Below are 21,669 nucleotides of genomic sequence, written 5' to 3' on the forward strand. Positions count from 1 at the left end.
GCCATGTACTTGAGTACATGGCTAGCGTGCATAAAATGAAATAGCCCTTGACACCAGTGACAACCGTTCACCCCTAAAAAGAATTTTGAATTTCTTTTTGGAATTTCTCTATAAGGTTTTGTAGTTAGTATTTAACCGTAGTTTTTCTGACTATAAACTGGCTCTGTGAAACAACAACTGATTTTAGAAGCTCTTAATCTGCCGCAAAACGCTATTTCCTACTATGTGAGTCAGGAGTTAGCGGCATTATATCCAAAAAAAGCATTGCTGGAGAGTAGCGATCCTACATTCAATTTTGAGTGGTATGCCAAGGCAAATCTGTGTACGATTGAGTATGACAACTCTATGTATAACCAGATTCTTGCTAGCTGGAATGGTATGGATAATAAAATTTATAACTATACCGAAAATGCTAGCTTGAAGGTAAAATGGCTTGAACATGAACTTGATGTTCTGCTGATCAGTTGGAATGATGGTTGTGGTAAAGCTCCACATTATTGGATTTTGGCAGACAGCAAAGAGATTGCGGAAAACTTTTTTACGGCAGTTTGCGACTGGAATTCGGAGATTAGAGGCGAGATTTTAGTATTTGAAGATGGATTTTGGTTAAAAAATGCTGAGTTGTTTGATTCAATAAAAAATGCGAGTTTTGATAACTTAATTCTACAAGGTAATCTCAAACAAGATATTCAAGAAGACTTAGCACATTTTTTTGTTTCAAGAGCAACTTACGAAACTTACGGAGTACCTTGGAAGCGGGGGATTTTGTTTATTGGCTCTCCTGGTAATGGTAAAACACACACGGTGAAAGCTCTCATTAATCAGATGCAGCAGCCGTGTTTATACGTGAAAAGCTTAAAGTCACACTACAACCCTCACCACAATATTCGGGAAGTATTTGTGAAAGCAAGACAGACTGCACCGTGTATTCTGGTTTTAGAAGATCTTGATTCTTTGGTGGAAGGAGATAATCGCTCGTTATTTTTAAATGAAATTGACGGTTTTGCCGCTAATACGGGAATAGTGATTTTAGCTACAACTAATCATCCAGAGCGTATAGATCCAGCAATTTTGGATCGTCCCAGTCGGTTTGATCGCAAATACTATTTTGAGTTACCAGCTTTGACAGAACGCTTAGCATACATTAACTTATGGAATGATAAATTAAAATCTGCCTTGCGTCTAGAGGATACCGCTGTCACTCAAATTGCCGAGATGACTGAGGGTTTCTCTTTTGCTTACCTGAAAGAACTATTTCTTTCATCTATGATGCATTGGATGGGAGCTATGTCAGCTGGTGCAATGGAAAAAAGTATGATTGCACAAGTTGCTGTTTTGCGACAGCAAATGAATAGTAGATCTGTTGAGTCAGCCGATGCCGAATAATGTTACCATCACTGATGTGCAAGCAGCAGCCCAGCGTCTTGCAGGTGTTGCTCACCGCACTCCGGTACTTACCTCGCGAACTGTGAATCAACGCACAGATAGTCAGGTGTTTTTTAAGTGCGAGAATTTTCAACGCACTGGTTCTTTTAAGTTTAGAGGTGCATACAATGCTTTGGCACAGCTATCTGATGCACAAAAGCAAAAAGGTGTGCTGACATATTCTTCTGGGAATCACGCCCAGGCGATCGCACTTGCGGGACAATTGCTTAATATTCCTACTACTATTGTTATGCCTGACGATGCCCCAGCAGTTAAACAAGCTGCTACTCGTGGGTATGGGGCTGAGGTAATTTTGTATAATCGACAGGATTCAACTAGGGAAGAATTAGCCCAATCTTTGGCAATTGAGCGAGGTCTTTCGATTATACCGCCATACGATCATCCTCATATAGTAGCAGGACAAGGTACAGCAGCTTATGAACTAATTGAAGAAGTTGGTGTGGATTTGCTGTTGGTATGTTGTGGTGGAGGTGGATTACTTTCTGGTAGTGCGATCGCGACTAAATCAATCTTACCTAATTGTCGCGTGATTGGAGTAGAACCAGAACGTGCTGATGATGCTACACGCTCATTTCATACCAAAACCCTGCATACTGTAACTAATCCAGATACCATTGCTGATGGCGCTCGTACTCCCTGCCTTGGTAAGGTTACTTTTCCACTGGTGCTGAATTATGTAGATGATATGGTAACAGTTTCCGAAGAAGCAATTGTGCGTACCATGTTCTTTCTGTGGGAACGTCTTAAAATTGTCGTTGAACCTACTGGAGTGCTAGCCGCAGCAGCGCTCCTTGAAGGTGTGGTAAAGGCACCGCAAGCTAGGATAGGTGTCATTATCAGTGGTGGAAATGTTGATTTGAAACAAGCAGGTAAATTATTTTCCTCAGGAGATTCCAAATAAGTAAGTAAGCGTAAATAAATGAAAGTTTGTAGTAAGGGCTTTAGCCCTTAAAAGCATCCTGCCTGCAAAATTATGGGCGGGCAAGGATGCTCCGCAGTCGCCGTGACAGTGGGAAACCCGGATGCAGCGCTGCTCTCCACCCCACAATTGTTCAGTTAAAAGTGACTAGGATCATTATCAAGTGCAAGCAAGAAATTAATCAAATCTGTTTGTTGCTGTGTACTAAAGCCAGCCTGTTTATCCACATAGAAATCATGACCTGTACCATCAAGATTACTACGTACTAAACTAGGGTTAGCTTGGTTAGCTTTCACAACTAAGGCACGTAAATCGCGATCCACCAAAGCACGCAAGCTGCTAGTAGAATCAGCAGGCAAACCTTGACTGAGAGTTCCAGTAAGTCCTAACCCATTGGGTTCAACAACCTTAATGCCATCACGATCAACATTTAAACTTCCTGCTCGCACAGCCACACCACCATCATGCAAATATGGTGCGCTTAAATATAAGCCACGTAAAGTGGTAGTTTTGTAACCACCATTCGGTAGTATACCTTTGGGTAAAGTCGTGGGACTATCGGAAATACCGTTTGTTGGCACATCCAATTCTTCCGCATTAGCAGGTATGGGAACAGGAGTGTTAAAAGTGTATAGCTTGGGAGGAACTAACAAGTTATTTAGTGGTAGGCGAGACTTGGCACGTTCTGGATTAGTACCAATTTCATTAATTGGATGAATTTGGTTGTCGGTAAAGAAGGGGGGAATATGACAAGTTGCACAATTAGCTTGCTCAAATACTCGCGCCCCCCGGTGCACTGAACCTGTATTCAATGCCTGCCTGTTTTCACTTGTGCGGTTGGGTGGTGGTACTAAACTATTTTGGAAAGCAGACATGGCATTGTTAGCAAATAGGAATGTGCCGCTGGCAATATCATTAGAGTTGTCGCTATTGGGGCTAAAAATTAAACCATTGTATGTGAACAAACTAGGTCGCAAATTCGGGTAATCGCCAGCACCAGGAGCAGGAATTTGGTCTTCTAATTCTGCCGGTCCAGTACCTAATTGTTGCTGCTTTTGCCGCAACCATTCTGAGGGTTTTACAGGCTCTCCATCCGGTAAACGTAAGTTTGGATCTGTAGCATTCTGGACAAATGTACCAATATAAACTTCTGGGTCAATATCTAGTATTTCAGCACTAAGTTGGGCAGCTGCTAACAGATTTATCTCCGAAGAGTGAACACCGTTGTTGACAGCACTGAGTCCGGCAAACGGACCTACAGCAAACTGTCCGTCAAAGAAATAAGGATGATTTTTAAAAGTGAAAACACTGGGAATCTGAGTAGTGTTGTTGATACCATCCGCTGAACTCTCGAAATTACCAAAAGGTACATCCAAAACAGCATCATCGAAGGCTTTTTCAAACTTTGCCGGGTCTGGTAATTTTACTAATTGACCTTTGCTGTCAAGAATTGTTTTACCATTACCTTGGTATTCTGGATCTAAAGGGTTAAATTTCAACCGCGCAAATCCGGCAGTTGTATTTGGTGATAATGCAACCAACAAAGGAAGGGCAAGTTCACCGTTAGGAACTCCCGCAAGTCTTTTACCTTCATTTGAGAGGGTAGCATGACAAAGAGCACAGCTAACTCCAATGCCATTTTTGGTAGGTACAAGCCCGATAGGAAAACTCCCTCCCTTTTCCATTTTTAACCCTGTATTAATAACAGTTCCTTTAGAAAATATCTGACTACCTAAAGAGATATCTTTCTGAAGGGTAATTTGTAAGTTTGTTGTTGGCTGACCACCCAATTGCTGAATTGCTGTTTGTAATTCTGGTAAAATAGTATTAATACCAGAGCTAAAACCGAAAACTGCTTGCAAACCAAAGTCATCTCCAATCTTGCGATTGAAGAATATATCTTCTCCTTTGTTAATTAATTCCTGAGTGATTTTAACTGCTCCCACTCGTTGATAGGAAGTAGGATCATTAGGGTCTAGTCCTTGCTTTTTGACTAGTTTTGCTGCTGCTGTAGGTCTAAGCTGATTGCCAAAATAGTCATAATAGCCTACTGATTGAGTTGGAGCAGTTTGGAGAAACTCATTTCTGGCAATAGCTTTTGGCATCAAGCTATTTGATAACAAAGTACCAGCAAAAACAGCAACAAACAAGCAAATAAATAAGAATATTCTGGCTTTTTTCACAGAAAGTCTTCTAAAGAAGCTTGTTTTAGGAATAATTTTCTTGCTCATATCTGATTACCTAAGTAAAGAAGTATTACAAAGACGATTGAGGCTCAGATCCCCGACTTCGTAAAAGTTGTCGGGGATCTTGTTGTTTACGAATGATTTAGGATTGCTATACATCGCTTTCATCCCATCCTGATAATGAATAGGCTTTCCCGTCGCTTTTTGCAAAAATTGATGAAGGAAAGATGAAAGACTTATTTGGTATTTAAAAAATCAAAATGTTATGGTAGATACAAATTGCCCAGATAATACCAATTTTTATTGTGATTACAATCAGTACAGTGAAGAGATATAGTTGTAATTGCTAAATTTAGCGTAATATTTTACTTATCAAATCTTAATTATCTATTTTTTAATCTGGCAGAGGTATTTAAAAAAGTAAAGTGTCTCAAAATATAGTTATAACTAGTTTTTATTTTTCTGGGTAAATTTAATTTGAACAAAATATTTTTGCTATAATTTATATAAAGATTTATTAATTTATGTATGTAAGTAAAAATATCTTGATATAGGATTTTATTAGTTACATATTTTACCTAGCAATAAATTATCTTTAAAAAAATTAATACTAGAACGCCTTGACAAAGGTAAGGGCTAACAGCTCAAGTCCGTTTTAACGGACTGAAAGAGTTACGTAGTCAGCTAATCGTATACTTAAGATATTAGCCAAAGCATTGGGCTGCTGTCATCACATATCAAGAAGACAAGTTACGAGTTATCTGTGTAAGGCGATCGCGGAAAGAGGAAGTGAAAATATATGAAAGCTGAAGAATTTGATGAAAAATTTGACAACGGCGAGGACATCACTCCATACCTTAATCTGGACACTATTCGCCGTCCGGGACATGAGCAGCGGCGAGTGAACGTCGATTTTCCGATATGGATGATCGAAGCACTTGATCGGGAGGCGATGTGACTCTGTGTAACCCGTCAGTCCATCGTAAAGGTATGAATTGCCGAGCGGCTTGAGCGGCATTCCTAAACACTTACCTTAAATTCAAGTAGGAGGAGAGAAAAATGTTAGAATCACGAATTGAAGTTAAGTTTACTGTTGACCTTACTGAAATACTTGAAGAACATAGGCTGATAGCTGAACGTAAGGCGCGTGAAGCTTTTGTGATGGAATTACTACGCCAAGGTGATATTAGCGCAGGTAGAGCAGCGAACCTTTTAAATATCAACCGTTCTGAACTATCTAAGTTGATGTATGAGTACAACATCTCGCCCTTTGATGACACAATGACCCTTGAAGATTTACAACGGGAGGTATCAGACTTTATTCAAATTTTGGAGAAGAAGCGTCAACAGTAATTGTTGTTTTTGAGATTACGTCAGAGTGGCTTGATGAATAATTCTCGCCTCGTTAAAATTAGCAAATATCTCAGCAGACATTTACGCCACCAACCCGATCGCATCGGCATTACACTCGCTCCTGGTGGCTGGGTTGCTGTCGATGAACTATTAGCAGCTTGTAAAAAACATCAGCTTCCTATCAGTCGTGATGAACTAGACGAAGTAGTCGCCAATAATGACAAACAACGCTTTTCCTTTGACTCTACAGGCACTCTCATTCGTGCTAACCAAGGACACAGCGTAGAAGTAGATTTACAATTGGAACCCGCTACTCCTCCCAGTGTACTTTATCACGGTACGGGACACAAAGCCGTTGAGTCAATTTTGCAAACCGGACTGTGCAAAATGTCGCGGCATCATGTTCATCTATCATCAGATATTGCTACAGCAAAAATTGTTGGTGCAAGACATGGCAAACCAGTGGTTTTTACTGTGGATGCAGCAGCGATGCATGAGAGCGGTTATACTTTTTATTGTTCTGACAACGGCGTGTGGTTGGTGGATAGTGTACCACCAGATTATCTGGCGATCGCTAATTAAGGCAATACCTCATGAAAGACTTGTCCGAACAAATTAAAACCTCTTATTCCAAAGACTTAGAAACAAGAAAAACTTGGTATTCGCCTGTGGCAGAAGCCTACAATAAGGCAAGACCACGCTATCCTAAAGAAATCATTGCTAAGGCTGTGGAGTTAGCTCAACTTCCTGAGAATGCAACTATCCTAGAGGTAGGATGTGGTCCTGGGAATGCAACGGTAGGATTTGCTCAATTAGGCTTCCCAATGGTTTGTCTTGAACCAAACCAAGATTTTTCTAGGCTAGCACAAAAGAATTGCGCTCAGTATCCTTTGGTTGAGATTCGCAACACCTCGTTTGAAGAGTGGGAGTTAGAGCCTGAGAGATTCAACGCCGTTTTAGCAGCTAATTCTTTTCATTGGATTCCACCTGAGGTAGGGTATCCAAAAGCTGCCGATGCATTACAAAGCAGTGGTTCTTTGATTTTACTGTGGAACATGTCACCTCAACTTGATTATGAAATATACCAAACATTGAATGAAGCTTATCAGATTTATGCTCCATCTTTGGCACGATACGAAGATAGGAAAACTCAGGAAGAGATACTCAAAAAGATTGGACAAATTGTCATTAAATCAGGTCGATTTAAAAATTTAGTGTCTGAACATTTGCCATGTGAAGTCACATATAGCATCGATGATTATTTCACTCTTTTAAATACTTTATCGCCGTATTTACAGTTAGAAAAAGAGAAGAAAGATTCTTTATTTGCTCTTTTAAGGGAGAAGCTAGAGACGTCAGGTGAAGGAAGAATTCAGCTTTCATACCTCTCGGCTTGTCAAGTTGCTCAGAAACTATAGCTAAACGACACCAGCCAAGCGCGATCGCACCGACTCCACTACAATCAAAGAACTTTGGTAAGAAGCTTTATGAGAGCATGAGGAAATTCTAGAATGAATTAATGAATTGGAGGTAAGGGCGATGCAAAGTATCAAAATACGCTCTCATGTGGGGAAAGATGGCATTTTACATCTTGATATCCCCGTGGGTATGGCAGACAAAGAAATAGAAGTTATGCTGATTTATCAGCCACTAGAACCATCAGCACAGCCCAAAACACCTGAAGAATTGGGTTGGCCCCCTGGTTTTTTTGAGCAGACGGCTGGTTGTCTGCAAGATGATCCTTTGGTGAGATACCCCCAAGGTGAATATGAATAACGGTAGTTTAGGCGATCACATCAGGATCTAAACCCAATGCGCGTAATTGTTCGCGCAAACGAGCGGCTTCAAGTTCTACGGCTTCAGCACGTTGACGTTCGGCTTCGGCTTCAAGTTGTGCGGCTTTAGCACGTTGACGTTCGGCTTCAGCACGTTGACGTTCAGCTTCGGCTTCAAGTTGTGCGGCTTCAGCACGTTGACGTTCGGCTTCAGCACGTTGACGTTCGGCTTCGGCTTCAAGCTCTGCGGCTTCGGCACGTTCATTTCCTGTAAGCAATAGATTACCGAGTGAATCCCACCATCGCAGCCAAGGTAGCTCTTCTTTTGTAATAAAATTATCTTGCCAAATACCTAATTCCACGCCCATTGGCTCAATGGGATAATGTCCTCTGCTATTGGGACTCATTTTTTCGTAACGTCTACCAACTAAATGGTAAACTTCTACTGAAGCTTTTTTGACTTCATAAATTCCGTAGTATGTCGCATGAATCACATTTTCATAAATCCAAAACTTACCTTCATAGGGAGTAGTATCCCTTTCTTCTTCTCCATCACCACTAACGAATTCCAGTACAATTAGTGGTGCAATCAGTTCTTTCCACAGAACATAAGAGCGACGGAGTTCTCCATTAAGCGTGGGTGCTACATTTGGCACATAAAACCAGTCTGGTGCCTCGGCTCCACGTTCTGGTGGATCTGTTAATCGCCAGTAAATACCGCAGTCTTGTCCAATGCAGTACTGTCCATCTGGGTGAATTTCTTTTAACCGTGGCAGGATCGAGTCTGTAAGTAAAATACTCTGGGGATGTTCTTGAAAATTTTTCACAAATGTGCCATCGGACTCTGGTAACTGTGTATGATCTGGCAGTGATAGGCTTTTGGCTTCAATAACCATTGCATTACCTCACAATAGTATTTTTATACTATCCTAATTGCGCCATCAAACACTCAGCAATACGTCGCGCTGCACCTGGTTTACCCATCCGGCGTACACCATTTTCGGCAATTACTTGTAATCTATCGGGATTGGCTAAGAGCGATCGCACCGCCTCTACCACTTCCTGCGCTTCCTCAACTAAAATTACCGATTGTCCCAAATGACGGCTTTGCGCTTCGGCAAAACCAGGTGTAAACTGGGGACCAGATCCGGGAATGGTAATTGCAGGTTTGCCCAAACCCACAAATTGTTCTGTCGCTGTACCTGCCATTGCGATCGCCATATCCCCTAAATGTAAGCAGTCATTATATGCATTTTGTGTTAAAATTAGATATGCATTTTTTTGTTTAAATGTCAAGGCATTGGCATCAGAAATTTGGATAGGAGAAGGGGAGTGAGTTCGCCAACCTTGAGATTGGAGAATTTGGCGCATACTGTCAAAATGTAAGCTGGGTGCGATCGCAGCTAAAAACACCATTGTTCTAGAACTGTAAAAAGAAAAATCTCGCTGTTGAAATGCCATCAACGCAGACACAGCAATCATGATTTGCTTCCAATTAGCGTAGGCTTCAGGGGGACGGGAACCAGGTAGAAGCGTGATAATCAAAGGTCGAGCTAACTCTTGTTTTTCGATATTAGGATTATAAAATTCCTGACGCCCAACTGTTGACTCTAAACCATCCATCATCGGGTTACCCAAATCAAAAGCGGGAACAGAAAACTTCTGCAATATCTCCGTAGTCAGCGCATCTCTAGGAAACACCGCTTTGCAATGAGGATTGCTCATCAACAACCGTTCCCACGGATGATATATTGAACCAGAAAAATTTTCCCACCGAGCAGACATAGGTGATTTACGTTTCAACAACCCAACTTCATCGCGCACATAATATTCTGATTTTGCCGTACCCACAAAAGCATAGTTTGCACCACTCAACCACGCAAATAATAGTGGGACAATATCCCCCACTGCCAAAATAGCTCTTTTATGATGTGAAGAAGTTACCCAGCTACGTACAGCTTGAATCTGGCTGAGAGTAAGTTGCACTAAACCACCACGCATATCTCGCACAAGCTGAAGTCCATCTTGGTAAATGAAACCGCCAGAAGGCATGGTACGTACTGAACCAATGAGGGGAATATTCAACTTTTGATAAGCGTGTCCTTCTCCCACCAAAGGTAAGGCAAAAATTTCTGGTGGATTTGGTTGTTGCTGGAGTTCCTGCAAAATTCGCACAGCAATAAAATCCTCTCCGTGTCCATTGCTAAGTGCAAGTAAACAAAGGCGAGTAGAAGCAGTTTGCTCTTGATTAGTTAAAGATAAACGCGATACATCACTCATAGGAAACAAAAACTTAAAATTTAATGTCTGATTAAAACAAGAAGGATCAATGGGGGTATAAATCGGCAAGAAGCTGGAAGTTAGTAATCCCCATTTAACCTCTGTACAAACTAACTCCCAGTTAATCAGGCTATTATTATGCGAGTTTCGTCTGCTGCAATTTGTACTTTAGCTACTTTAGCTGTTGGCAATTTTTACAACAAAGTATTGGCTGCACCCACAACGTCAACCACTCCCGCTGAAACTGGTGTGGTAGTTCCGGTAACTGAAGAAACGCCTGCACAAGTAAAGGCAATTTCATCACCGGAAGCTGTAGTTATCCCACAATTCTCCGAGAAGAGAGCACAGGAGCAGGGAAGCACAGGAGCAGGGGGGCAGGGGGGCAAAGGAGCAAAGGAGAATGTGTATTCTTCTCCCCCACTCCCCAACTCCCCCACTCCCTCTCTCCCCAACTCAGCTACTACCAACGATTTAGTAGTCACTGCCACGGATGTGCAAATAGTCGGAGCAAATGAGGAATTGCAGCAGATTATTCGCAGTGTCATCAAAACCCAAACGGGTGGAGAAACAAGTCAAAGCCAGCTACAAAAAGATGTAGCAGCAATCTTAGATACTAACTTATTTGCCAACGCCCGCGTCAATAGCAGCAGTACCTCTGCTGGCTTGAAGGTAGTGTATCAAGTAGAACCAATAGTTGTGCGTTCCCTACAACTTTCTGGAGCAAAGGCACTTACCTACCAAGTAGCTTTAGAGCGGTTCAAATCTTTAGAAGGAAGTCCTATTAGTCCAAATGCTCTCAAGCAGGTTGTGCAACAAGTTAATAAGTGGTACACCGACAATGGCTACAGTTTGGCACGGGTAGTATCAATCACACCTAGCACAGAGGGAATTCTGACGATGAATGTGGCAGAAGGCTTAGTGGGTGATATTAAGTTTCGCTTTGTTAATGAAGAAGGCAATACAGTTGATAGTAAAGGTAAGCCAGTATCTGGGCGCTCTAAACCCGATTTCTTGCGACAGCAGCTTAAACTTAAGCCGGGTCAAATATTACAAGATAATGTAGTACGTCAAGATGTACAGCAGTTATATCGGTTGGGCTTATTTGAAAATGTCAATGTCACCCTAGAGGGGGATGCGAATAAAGTAGATTTGGTGTATGAACTTAAGGAAACTGGAGCGCGATCGGTTAACCTGGGAGGTAATTACAGTGCTGATCAAGGCATATTAGGTAGTTTGACTTATCGCGACCAAAATGTTGGCGGCATTAACGATTCTTTAGGTGTGAATGTCCAAGTTGGTCAACGTGACTTCATGTTTGATACTAGTTTTACTAGTCCATATCGTGCTAGCGAACCAAATCGCTTGGGCTATCGTGTGAATGCTTTCCGTAACCGGGGACTTTCAGATACTTTCTCTGATGAAATCAAGCTGCCCAATGGTGATAAGGTACGCCAAGGTAAGATTGGTGCAAGTTTCAGTCTTCAACGCCCGATTGATGGTTGGGATACTTCTTTGGGATTCAATTACAACCGTATTAGTTTACGCGACAAGGAAGGTAATATTAATTCCACAGATTCTCAGGGCAACCCCTTGTCTTTGAGTGGTACTGGCGTTGACGATTTAACTACGGTATCTTTTACAGCCAGTAAAGATCAGAGAAATAATCCTTTAAATCCTACTCAAGGTTCTATCCTCACTTTAAGTACAGAACAATCTATACCTTTGGGACAAGGTAATATTTCCATGAACCGTTTACGGGCAAATTATAGTCAGTATGTGCCAGTAAAGTTATTTAACAGTAAAGACACACAAGTGTTTGCTCTGAATCTCCAAGCTGGTACTGTGTTAGGTGATTTGCCACCTTATGAAGCTTTTAACTTGGGAGGACCCAATTCAGTACGCGGTTATGATACTAATAATGTTGGTACTGGTCGTAGTTATGTTTTAGCTTCGGCAGAATACCGTTTCCCGATCTTAAGTGCGTTGGGAGGCGTATTTTTCGCTGACTATGCTTCAGATTTAGGTTCTGGTGATACTGTTTTGGGAAATCCGGGGGGTGTACGTGGTAAACCTGGTACTGGTTTTGGTTATGGAGCCGGTGTACGCTTTAACTCTCCTTTAGGGGTGCTTCGGGCTGACTACGGTTTTAACGATCAAGGAGAAAGTCGTGTACATTTCGGTTTTGGTCAACGATTCTAAATTAGAGATTGTAAACTAAAGGTGAACCAAAAAAAACATCCATTATCTGCGGTGGCAATTTTAAATTTTAGATTTTAGATAAATTCATTACCCTCATCTAAAATCTAAACATGAACAGCCCATACCCATACACAAAATCACTATGCTAACCGGTACAACTTTGCAGGGTGGCAAATATACTTTAAATCAAGAAATAGGGCGGGGTGGCTTTGGCATTACGTTCAAAGCTACCCATCACTATTTAAATCAGATAGTAGTCATCAAAACTTTAAATGAAAAGCTACGACAACATCCTGATTTTGCCAAGTTTGAGCGCCAATTCCAAGATGAAGCAAGGCGCTTGGCTACTTGTATCCATCCCAATATTGTCCGAGTCAGCGACTTTTTTGTTGAAGATGGGCTGCCTTACATGGTGATGGAATATATTCCTGGCGAAACGTTGGGAGAAGCATTTATTCTACCTGCGATCGCCATGCCTGAAGCAACAGCAATTCATTACATCCGTCAAATTGGCGCAGCGTTGCAGGTGGTACATCAAAATGGTTTATTACACCGAGATGTAAAGCCAGACAATATCATACTTAGGAGAGGAAGTCAAGAGGTAGTGCTGATTGACTTTGGCATTGCCAGAGAATTCAACAGTGGAGTAAGACAAACTCACACGGGTATGGTTTCTGACGGCTATTCACCCATAGAACAGTATTTGTCTCAAGCACCGCGTACTCCAGCAACAGATGTTTATGGTTTGGCGGCAACTCTTTATGCGCTGCTGACGGCTCAATCTCCCATGTCGGCTCTGTTACGCGATCGCGAACAAATGCCTTCTCCCCGCGAGTTGCAACCCCACCTTAGTGCTGCTGTTAACCAAGCGGTAATGCGTGGTATGGCGGTAGAGGCACGTTTTCGTCCCGCAACTGTGTCTGAATGGTTGAAGCTTCTACCGAGTAATGGAATGAATGGTGGACTTCAACCAGTGGCAACTCACACAGTTTCAACTGTGGATTTATCTGCTCAGGAAAACCCGATACCTGATACTGTGGTGACTAATGAAGGTGCGACACCTTGGCGGAAGATGCGCGGATGGGGTTTGAAGGTGCGATACGGCTTTAGCCGTGGGCGCAAAGCGCCATCGCCAAAAGCTTTCATCGGTATGGGTGTAGCTATTGTTGCTGCTACAGCAGGTTTTGGCGTTACCAATATGATGACTAATACTCGTCCACAGCAGTCCCCAAAGGTCTTTGAGGAAAAATCTATCAACGGAACTACTGAGCAAATACGTACAATAAATGCAACTCCATCTCCTACTGTACGCAAGACTAATACGGTAAAATCAACAAACACTTCAACGCAAGCTGAGTCAGCACCCGTCTCCACGCCACCCCGTCGCAGACGTATTCGTCGTGTTTATCGTGAAGAATATTCTAGACGCGAACGAAATAATGTTAACTACAATAATAATGATAACAATACAGAATCGACTCAACGCTACTCAGGACAATACCGTCGTCGCAGAAGGAGTGTAGTAACGCAAGATTCTCCTTCTCCTACAACTTCTCCTACACCGTCGTTAAGAGAAAGGTTAAGAGAGATACGCAAATATCGCAGTGTTTCTCCATCGCCTTCGTCGGAGAATAACCCCCGTTCTTCTGGGGCAGACGTTGTTGTACCTGCACAACCAATCACGCCTCCTGCTGTAGTAGTACCTACAGTGGAGAATAGGCAAGGAGCATCATCGGAGCAAATTGAACAACGATCGCAAAAAGAAGATAAACCACAATTTGAGAATAATTAAGCAAACAAGAAACAAGATACCCGACTTCTTAAAGAAGTCGGGTATCTTAGTCTGTCAAAAAATCCCTCACATTTTGTACAAATGCAGAAGTATTTTCAAAATGAACATTATGACTTGAATTACTAATAACCTTTAGCTGAAAAAACTCACTCATTTGAGCTATTTTTGTATTGATATCTACAAACTTTGTATCATTTTCACCTACTATTAAGAGTACAGGAATTTTATTCTCGGTAATCTTTGACCACAAAGAAGGTTGACATCCAGTACCCATCAATCTTAGTGATTTAGCCAATTCAATAGGATTACTTTGTAACCGATTTTCTAGTATTTTTTGAAACAATGAATGATTTTTAATAGAACCAAAAATTGGCTGATTGTACCAATTTAATAAAAAATTGGCAAAATCACTCTTATCAACACTTCTCTCTAATTTCCTCGCTATTTGCTCATCACGTTTAACTCGCTCTAACCGTTCTGTTTCTGTTTGCAAACCAGGAGAAGCTGATTCTAAAATAACTTTAGTAAAACGTTGAGGGAAATATAAAGTCAGGTATAAAGCTAATCTTCCCCCCATAGAATAGCCAATTAAAAAGCTTTTAGATATTTTTAATTCATCGAGTAACTTGATTAAAGCCAGAGCAGTGTTTGCCATTGTATAACAATGATCATCACCCAAAACTTGAGTTTTGCCATGTCCAGGAAGATCAACTGTTAAACAATAAAATTCTTCTGACAGTAACTGTATAGCCTCATCAAATTCATGGCTATTACCCATGAAGCCATGTAAAAAAAGAATTAATGGTTTGTCTGAACTACCCGTAAAAGAATAGTGCAATTGATAATTTTTCAACGAATACATAGAATTTCTTTATTGTGGCGTCAACCACTTGTACTGTTAGCCATGCGGGAGGGTAGAAAGCCTGGGTAGCATTCCAAACGGCGTTTATTGCGTTGTTCGATTTGTTGTTCTACTACTTCTAAACGCTCCTGCAAGCCGATGAGAACATCAATGGCTCGTGGATCTTGAAAACTATTCACACCGAAATCTGTAAATGCCTTCGGATCTTGCTTGGTGCCAATTGATGCTATAAGGTTGACTTGAGCGAAGGTTGGTTCGACGCCAGGTAAGAAACTAGTGAGGCTATTGGAGTCGTTGAGTGTCCCTTTGACTGTAGGAATATTTCGATAAATTGCTCCGGGCAGATTAGGAATAAAAGACATATACTGGTATTGAATCCAGGCAATGGCTGAATGTTGTGGACCTGCAGTGAAAATAATTTGTGTTAGCAGATCAATCAGCTGATCGCGGTTAGTCAAGCGGGGTGGTAAGGAAACTATCCCAAATCCTCCATCACTAACAGGTGTCCGTAAAGCTTGTAGCCAATTTTGCAACTCGAAGTCCTCACGGACATCTCGATTTGATCTATAGTAAATTCCGACGTAACGACTAACATAGTCTTCTAAAGCATCCCAAACTAGCAACCCGTCATCCCGATAAGGAAAATCTTGCCGGAAAGAGCGATCGTCAACACCGCGCAGGCGTAAGTTGTTCGGGAGAGCAAAGTTGCTGAAGTTGTTGAAAAGCTCAGAGACACCAAGAGCTGCAAGCTTGAGTGAGCTTTCTAGAGTGCCTCCGAGAATGACATCTACATATCCCCCTGGATTGATCAGAACCTGATCGCCAAGGGCATTGATTGCCATTGTGAACTCAAAATGGGGTTTTAATAGCACATTGACAGGATGGCGAGCAGCTAGTTCGCGTATAGTTGCTAATGCGATTGGTTCTAAAGAAAGATGGGTTTGACCTAAGTGACGTACTATCTCATGAACATAAAAATCAGCCATCTGAGCAATCAGTTTTGCTAAAGTCCAATCTACGCCATCTAGAGGTGTACAAAGTAGACTTTCTCCAGGCACTTGTCCTAGTTGGATGGCAATCGGAATTAAGCGCCAACCATTCCGACTGCGCTCAGTAAAATAGAGTGCGATTGGAGCAGTGAGAAATCGGTTCTGTTTCGGAGTAACGGTGTTCGTATCGAGTACTGCATAGTCGGTGACGAACAGACTGCCATCCTGAGTGGCACTGTTGAGGGTTTCCTTAATCCGTCCCCCTTTACGTGCAGCTTTGAGTACAGTTTGAAAAATCTCATCCGTTATGCCGAGTTTTTCTTGGAGGTTGTAATTGAGTGCTAGAACATTAGTTAGTTCCATAGGATTGGGACCAGAAAGCCGTTGTAACGTAAATGTAGCGTCGTTTATGTAGGTTTTGGCTATATCTGGTAGGGGCAGAACTCGAAAGACTGTAGCGTAGTCTTCTAAGGTGAGAAAGGGCTGAGGGCTTTGTAGAAACGCTAGTTGATTTGCTCTCACTTTCTGGTTTAAGATGTCGCGATTATTGTTATACCCCTGATCAAAAATCTCTTGGGTAGGTAAAGTTGCCACGCGAACAGAGTTCGATAGCCGAGAAGTTAATTGATATTCTTGGCGTGCTGCCAACAGCTGTTGTTGACGCTCTTGTTGGATCGTCGATGAATTTTTTTGAGGTAAAGTCGGGATGTGTGGATTGGCTGGTGGTGTGGGTTTTGAGGGTTGTGTGTCGCTGACTAGTAAGTTTTCTAAGCCGGGGGCACAAACAAAACCGATTAGCGCCAGCATAGTACGGCGCGATAGAACGTATCTCTCGATTAATTGTTGGCGTATTTGTTTTCGAGTTGGCGATCGCATTACGTGTTTTCCCCCAAAAATTTAGACTTTATGCTAACTGTAATCATAGGGGAACACTCTGAGCTACCGCATCTAAATTTTACAAAAATATATTGGTATACATTATAAACGCCAAAATACGCCTAGAAACCAATGTCCTTATTTACATAAATACATTCCACCAACCTACTACAACTGTAAATTTATTAAATAAACTTCTGAGTAAATGCCTTTTATTTTCTAAAGATATATTAATTAAAGTTATATTGTGAACTTTTTTATCTATGGTAGTCAATTAAAATTTTCAGCATGTTAGTATTATGCACAAAAGACAACTTTCCCATTAAGAATTAAATCCAAAATTTTCAGTTTTCAATTAATTCTAGAGAATTGAATTGACAATTCAATTTTTCTAAACAGACATTGACAATAACTTGAAGGAATTCAAGTTATTGTCAGAGGCTGAAGCATAACAAAAATTTCTTTTTCGTTTACTTTCGCTCAAAAACCTCTATAAATCCGGGAGGTTTAAATTGCCTTCAACTATATCTAGAAAAATACTTCTAGATATTGAGATTCGTGGCATTTAATGCATAAGTTGAGCAAGAATTTACTACAAAAATATAATAATGATATTTGATTTGTAGTATTCTCTCCTTTGGATTGTCAGCAAGAGGAATTTTAAATTCCAAATTTTCCTATAAAATCGACGATTTTGATCAATTTCAAGTCATCAAGAGGAATGATATTGGAGGAATTTGTATGAAGTTAAAAACACCTTTCCAATACGGCAGTTGCGCCTTAATATTCTCACTGTCTTTGATGGGGCTAAGTAAACTAGTTGCTCCTCTGAGTTCGGTAGCTGCCCCTAAACCTGTTGCAGTAACCGATGCGATGAAGCTTGCTCATGTTAGTAAAATCAACAACCTCTTGCCATTGAATTTTGAGGCTAATCAAGGACAGACAGACAAGCAGGTGAAATTTCTGTCGCGTGGCAACGGTTACAGTATGTTTCTCACCCCCAAACAAGTAGTACTGACTTTGATGCCTACTAAGACAACAAAACAGCAGGCAGTTAAGTCACACAAGCAGGTTGACGGTACAATTTTACAGATGGAATGGGTGGGTGCAAATCAGACATCGCAAGTCTTGGGTCTAAATACCCTATCTGGAAAAAGCAATTATTTTATCGGTAAAAACCCGAAAAACTGGCATACAAACATCCCAACCTATGCCAAGGTACAATATCGCTCAGTCTATCCCGGCATTGACTTAGTGTTCTACGGTAATCAACGGCAGTTAGAGTACGACTGGGTTGTGGCTGCTGGTGCCGATCCTCGACTAATCAGGTTAAAGATTACAGGAGCAGACCGACTGTCGGTAGACAAGCGTGGTGATTTGGTGCTGCACATCAAGAGTGGAGAAGTGCGGCAGCATCGACCCCGCATATACCAGCAAATAAACGGTCAGCAAAAGGCTGTGGCAGGTAAGTATGTGCTGTTAGGCAAGCAAGAAGTTGGGTTTGCAGTAGCAAACTATGACCAGAGTAAAGCGCTGGTAATTGACCCAGTACTCAGTTATTCCACTTACTTAGGAGGTAGCAGTGGCAACGGTAATGATGCAGGTTTTGATATAGCAGTAGACTTGCAAGGCAATGCTTACGTGACAGGACAAACTGGCTCACTTGATTTCCCAACCAAGAATGCTTTTGATAGTTCGGGCAAAAACAATTTTGTGACGTTTGTGACGAAGATAAACCCAGCCGCATCTGGCGACGCCTCCTTAGTTTACTCCACTTACTTAGGGGGTAACAACAACCCACAAGGCAATGCGGAAGTCGGCTATGGAATTGCTGTAGACTTTCAAGGTAATGTCTATGTTACAGGGATAAGCTATTCTAGTGATTTCCCAACTACTGAGAATGCTCTTTCTCGTACTTTAGGTGGCTTATCTGATGCCTTTGTAACTAAGTTGAATGCAAGCGGCTCGCGCCTACTTTACTCTACTTATCTAGGCGGTAGCACTGCTAGTAGCAGCGGAAGTTCGGCTGATTTTGGTAGGGGAATTGCAGTGGACTTGCGAGGTAATATCTATGTAACAGGAGAAGCTTACTCATCGGACTTCCCAACCAAAAATGCCTTCACCAGTGAGTTGAACGGTGGTATCAATGATATTTTTGTGACGAAGTTAAACCCGAATGCATCAGGGGAAGCCTCCCTCCTCTATTCTTCCTACCTTGGGGGTAATGGCTTTGATACGGGTTTTGGTATTGCTGTGGATTTGCAAGGCAATGCTTATGTGACAGGGTTAACTAACTCAACTAACTTTCCCACTAAGAACGCTTTAGATACCTATATCGGTGTTAATGATTCCGAGGCTTTTGTGACAAAGGTAAACCCAAATGCATCAGGGGAAGCTTCCCTCCTCTACTCCACATACCTTGGGGGCAGCAGTGAGGAGTTTGGCAGGGACATTGCCGTAGATTTGCGTGGCAATGCTTATGTGACAGGAAGAACCCAGTCTACTGACTTCCCGACAAAGAATGCCTTCGACAGTACGTTGGGAGGTTCTCAAGATGCTTTCGTCACTAAAGTGAACCCATCTTTATCTGGTTCTAACTCTTTGGTTTACTCTACCTACCTTGGTGGCAGCGTTTCTAACTACACTAATACTGATGAGGGATCTGGAATTGCAGTAGACTTACTCGGCAATGCTTATATAACTGGCTCTACTAGCTCAACTGATTTCCCCATCCAGAATGCCTTCAATAGTACTATAAGTGGTCTCAACGATGCTTTCGTAACTACGCTCAATGCCAGAGGCTCGCGCTTACTTTTCTCTTCCTACTTAGGAGGCAGCAACTTTGATAATGGCTATGGAATTGCTGTAGATTTTTTCAGGAACATTTATGTAACTGGCAATACTACGTCTACTGACTTTCCTACCAATAATGCCTTTGATAACACGTTGGGTGGCTTCTCCGATGCCTTTGTGACAAAGATTAATTGGAGAGATTACGCCAGTGGACAAGAGGACGAAGAATGAGAAGCGATCGCACGCTATGAATGCATTTTGTGTTAGCCTGCTTCAGACTAGCTATCCATTTCTTGTGGAATGGGCAACATGAGCGTCCCTTTAATTTTGGGGGCGCTCAGGATGCTCCGCTGTCGCCCTCGACAGTGGAGCCAGTGCTGTTCGTTACTGTCTTTTGCCGAGCGCGAGCGCTGATTTAAAATTGCTCATCCCTGCTCCAAGTCTATTAATCTTCGTCGTCTTCGTCGCTTTCCTCTTCTCGCCATGTAATTTTTAATACTTCAAGAGCCACTTTTAAACGTGCTTGATCCAAATCGGTGTCTTTTGACATTAATGCTGCCTCTATGAAATTAGCAGATACCTTTGCCGCTTTGTATAAAGCGTCCAAAGCTTCATCATAAAATTTTGAATCAGACACAGATACCTCCACCATTTAAATCAAGAATTTATTTAATAAGTAGTTAGACAAAATTAAATTTATTCCTCAAGACAGGAGACAGGAAAACAATTTGTGTAATTAATTCTGTCGAAGTAACAATTTCTCCAAAATTATATTAGTTCAACTTATTCATAGCACACTTATAGAGTTGATTTATACCAAACCCTACACAGCGCCGAGTGCAGATAACTATCGATTACACTGGTTTGGGTCAAGCAATCACTCTTTTTGCCAATCGCACAGAAAAAGGTGGAAATCTGGGTAGCGATCGACCGAACGACCCTGATGGTATAGAGATCATTATTGGTGACCCAAGTTTTGTCAATGTTGTCGATCTTTCTGGTACAGATTTAGCGTCTCTAATTGACCTGAGAGCAGAAAAATTTAATATTTTTGATTTTTCTGGGGGTATTACCATCAAAAACTTTGTCAATGTTATTGGTAGCAATCAAAATGACACGATTATTGGCAACCAATTCGATAATATACTTATCGGTGGCGGTGGTGATGACTTAATTAATGGTTTCGGCGGTCGAGACACTTTATTCGGAGGTGCTGGTCAAGATACATTTGTTTTGGGAGAAAACGGTAATGTTCTCTATCGCAATTCTGGTTTTGAGGACGTAGCTATTATCGAAGATTTCGTCTCCGGTGTAGACAAAATCCAACTAACTGGCAACAGAAGCGACTATTCCTTCTTTAACCAAGGTTCGACTAACTTTATTGCTCTAGACAATGGTAATGGTCAATTTGACTTTGGTGTTGATGAAGTAATTGCATCTCTCAACAGCAGTTTTAACGTTGCCAATGACTTGATCTTTGTCTAAGAAAAAGCGCTTTATTTGCAACGCTAAGACAGTAGGGTGATAAAATCATCAATAAATGCATCATGAGTTGGAAAACAGCACTTTCATTCATAGCTTTTGTCACCCTACTAATCTTACTAACGGGTTGGCTCACAATCAATCGAATATTACCAGTCGAAACTTCTTTAAATTACAGCACTGATGAATCCAATTTTATACAATTTTGGCTCAAGCTGGCTGTTTTGATTGGAATAGTGCTTCCTGGAGTAGCATTATTGATATTTTGGCGTAATTGTGATCCGCGAAAAATTTTGGGTTTTTACTTATTAGTTCTAGTTATTCAAATAGTAACAGAAGCAGTTTTTAGTCGTGTACTTTTTCCCAGTATTGTGGTAACTATTGGAACTTTCTACACGGCTTTTCGGATTTGGCAATTATGGCAGGGACAACAAATTATGGCAACAACTGCCGAACTTGGGACAGGTAGTCGCACGCTACTGAGAGCGTTGTTAGGTTTGATGTTGATTTTTTGGTCAAGTAACTTAATAATGCTATTCACACTACCTTGGCAAAAAATCTTGTCAGGAAATTTGTAACTAACTCGCTCCTTCCATCACATTGACAAGAATTGCAGCGGTTACTCTTAGCCAGCTCTTTCAACTTTAAGTGGAAGCGATCGCACCTTACCAAGAGCGTAAAGTAACCATTAAGACACAAAGGGCGATACTTCCTGGG

Annotated in this window: 18 protein-coding genes; 12 read left to right on the forward strand and 6 right to left on the reverse strand. The window is 41.5% G+C overall.

The features are described 5' to 3' along the window. The first annotated feature begins 165 nt into the window (after positions 1-165). Complete coding sequence (locus ICL16_RS24565; RefSeq protein WP_190833170.1) at positions 166-1,386, forward strand: AAA family ATPase; 1,221 nt, start codon at positions 166-168, stop codon at positions 1,384-1,386. Next, on the forward strand, positions 1,376-2,347 hold the full coding sequence (locus tag ICL16_RS24570) for a threo-3-hydroxy-L-aspartate ammonia-lyase (protein ID WP_190833171.1): 972 nt from the start codon (positions 1,376-1,378) through the stop codon (positions 2,345-2,347). The genes ICL16_RS24565 and ICL16_RS24570 overlap by 11 nt, the downstream gene beginning before the upstream one ends. 155 nt (positions 2,348-2,502) lie before the next feature. Here the strand turns inward: ICL16_RS24570 and ICL16_RS24575 are convergent, their stop codons facing one another. Further along, positions 2,503-4,596 (reverse strand): di-heme oxidoredictase family protein, encoded by a 2,094-nt coding sequence (locus tag ICL16_RS24575; RefSeq protein WP_190833172.1) that lies wholly within the window; start codon positions 4,594-4,596, stop codon positions 2,503-2,505. Between the two features lie 754 nt (positions 4,597-5,350). Between ICL16_RS24575 and brnA the strand changes: the two genes are divergently transcribed. The 5 genes from brnA (at position 5,351) to ICL16_RS24600 (ending at position 7,680) form a co-directional block, all read left to right on the forward strand. Beyond that, a complete protein-coding gene (brnA, locus tag ICL16_RS24580) occupies positions 5,351-5,509 on the forward strand; it encodes a type II toxin-antitoxin system BrnA family antitoxin (RefSeq protein ID WP_238360935.1) in 159 nt (52 codons plus the stop codon). 101 nt (positions 5,510-5,610) lie between these two features. Further along, on the forward strand, positions 5,611-5,904 hold the full coding sequence (locus tag ICL16_RS24585; RefSeq protein ID WP_190833173.1) for a UPF0175 family protein: 294 nt from the start codon (positions 5,611-5,613) through the stop codon (positions 5,902-5,904). Positions 5,905-5,937: 33 nt separating this feature from the next. Beyond that, the gene (locus tag ICL16_RS24590) at positions 5,938-6,486 is read left to right on the forward strand and encodes an RNA 2'-phosphotransferase (protein WP_190833174.1); all 549 of its coding nucleotides are present in this window, start codon (positions 5,938-5,940) and stop codon (positions 6,484-6,486) included. Positions 6,487-6,497: 11 nt separating this feature from the next. Further along, on the forward strand, positions 6,498-7,322 hold the full coding sequence (locus tag ICL16_RS24595) for a class I SAM-dependent methyltransferase (protein ID WP_190833175.1): 825 nt from the start codon (positions 6,498-6,500) through the stop codon (positions 7,320-7,322). Between the two features lie 121 nt (positions 7,323-7,443). Then, positions 7,444-7,680: a hypothetical protein gene (locus ICL16_RS24600; RefSeq protein WP_190833176.1), complete on the forward strand. Its 237-nt coding sequence runs from the start codon at positions 7,444-7,446 to the stop codon at positions 7,678-7,680. 7 nt (positions 7,681-7,687) lie between these two features. Here the strand turns inward: ICL16_RS24600 and ICL16_RS24605 are convergent, their stop codons facing one another. After that, a complete protein-coding gene (locus ICL16_RS24605) occupies positions 7,688-8,575 on the reverse strand; it encodes a Uma2 family endonuclease (protein ID WP_190833177.1) in 888 nt (295 codons plus the stop codon). A gap of 28 nt (positions 8,576-8,603) precedes the next feature. Next, positions 8,604-9,959, reverse strand: coding sequence for a lipid-A-disaccharide synthase-related protein (locus ICL16_RS24610; protein WP_190833178.1), 1,356 nt, complete (start codon positions 9,957-9,959; stop codon positions 8,604-8,606). Between the two features lie 138 nt (positions 9,960-10,097). Between ICL16_RS24610 and ICL16_RS24615 the strand changes: the two genes are divergently transcribed. Then, entirely contained in the window at positions 10,098-12,158 is a 2,061-nt protein-coding gene (locus ICL16_RS24615; protein WP_190833179.1) for a BamA/TamA family outer membrane protein, read from the forward strand. A gap of 142 nt (positions 12,159-12,300) precedes the next feature. Further along, entirely contained in the window at positions 12,301-13,950 is a 1,650-nt protein-coding gene (locus ICL16_RS24620) for a serine/threonine-protein kinase (RefSeq protein WP_190833180.1), read from the forward strand. A 46-nt stretch (positions 13,951-13,996) separates the two neighbouring features. Here the strand turns inward: ICL16_RS24620 and menH are convergent, their stop codons facing one another. Both menH and ICL16_RS24630 read right to left on the reverse strand, forming a co-directional pair. After that, positions 13,997-14,812: a 2-succinyl-6-hydroxy-2,4-cyclohexadiene-1-carboxylate synthase gene (gene menH, locus ICL16_RS24625; RefSeq protein ID WP_190833181.1), complete on the reverse strand. Its 816-nt coding sequence runs from the start codon at positions 14,810-14,812 to the stop codon at positions 13,997-13,999. Between the two features lie 20 nt (positions 14,813-14,832). After that, positions 14,833-16,677 carry a lipoxygenase family protein gene (locus tag ICL16_RS24630; RefSeq protein ID WP_190833182.1) on the reverse strand — a complete coding sequence of 615 codons (1,845 nt, stop codon included), beginning with the start codon at positions 16,675-16,677 and terminating at the stop codon, positions 14,833-14,835. A 741-nt stretch (positions 16,678-17,418) separates the two neighbouring features. Between ICL16_RS24630 and ICL16_RS24635 the strand changes: the two genes are divergently transcribed. Further along, positions 17,419-19,701, forward strand: a complete 2,283-nt coding sequence (locus ICL16_RS24635) for a DUF7948 domain-containing protein (RefSeq protein WP_190833183.1) — start codon at positions 17,419-17,421, stop codon at positions 19,699-19,701. Between the two features lie 214 nt (positions 19,702-19,915). On the opposite strand, the gene ICL16_RS24640 is transcribed toward ICL16_RS24635, so the two are convergent. Then, entirely contained in the window at positions 19,916-20,107 is a 192-nt protein-coding gene (locus ICL16_RS24640; RefSeq protein WP_190833184.1) for a hypothetical protein, read from the reverse strand. Positions 20,108-20,307: 200 nt separating this feature from the next. Between ICL16_RS24640 and ICL16_RS24645 the strand changes: the two genes are divergently transcribed. Both ICL16_RS24645 and ICL16_RS24650 read left to right on the forward strand, forming a co-directional pair. After that, positions 20,308-20,955: a hypothetical protein gene (locus ICL16_RS24645; protein ID WP_190833185.1), complete on the forward strand. Its 648-nt coding sequence runs from the start codon at positions 20,308-20,310 to the stop codon at positions 20,953-20,955. 62 nt (positions 20,956-21,017) lie between these two features. Further along, positions 21,018-21,530, forward strand: a complete 513-nt coding sequence (locus tag ICL16_RS24650; RefSeq protein WP_202895705.1) for a hypothetical protein — start codon at positions 21,018-21,020, stop codon at positions 21,528-21,530. The last annotated feature ends 139 nt before the right edge of the window (positions 21,531-21,669 follow it).

Origin of the sequence: Iningainema tapete BLCC-T55 (genome assembly GCF_014698965.1) — a bacterium.
GTDB lineage: Bacteria > Cyanobacteriota > Cyanobacteriia > Cyanobacteriales > Nostocaceae > Iningainema > Iningainema tapete.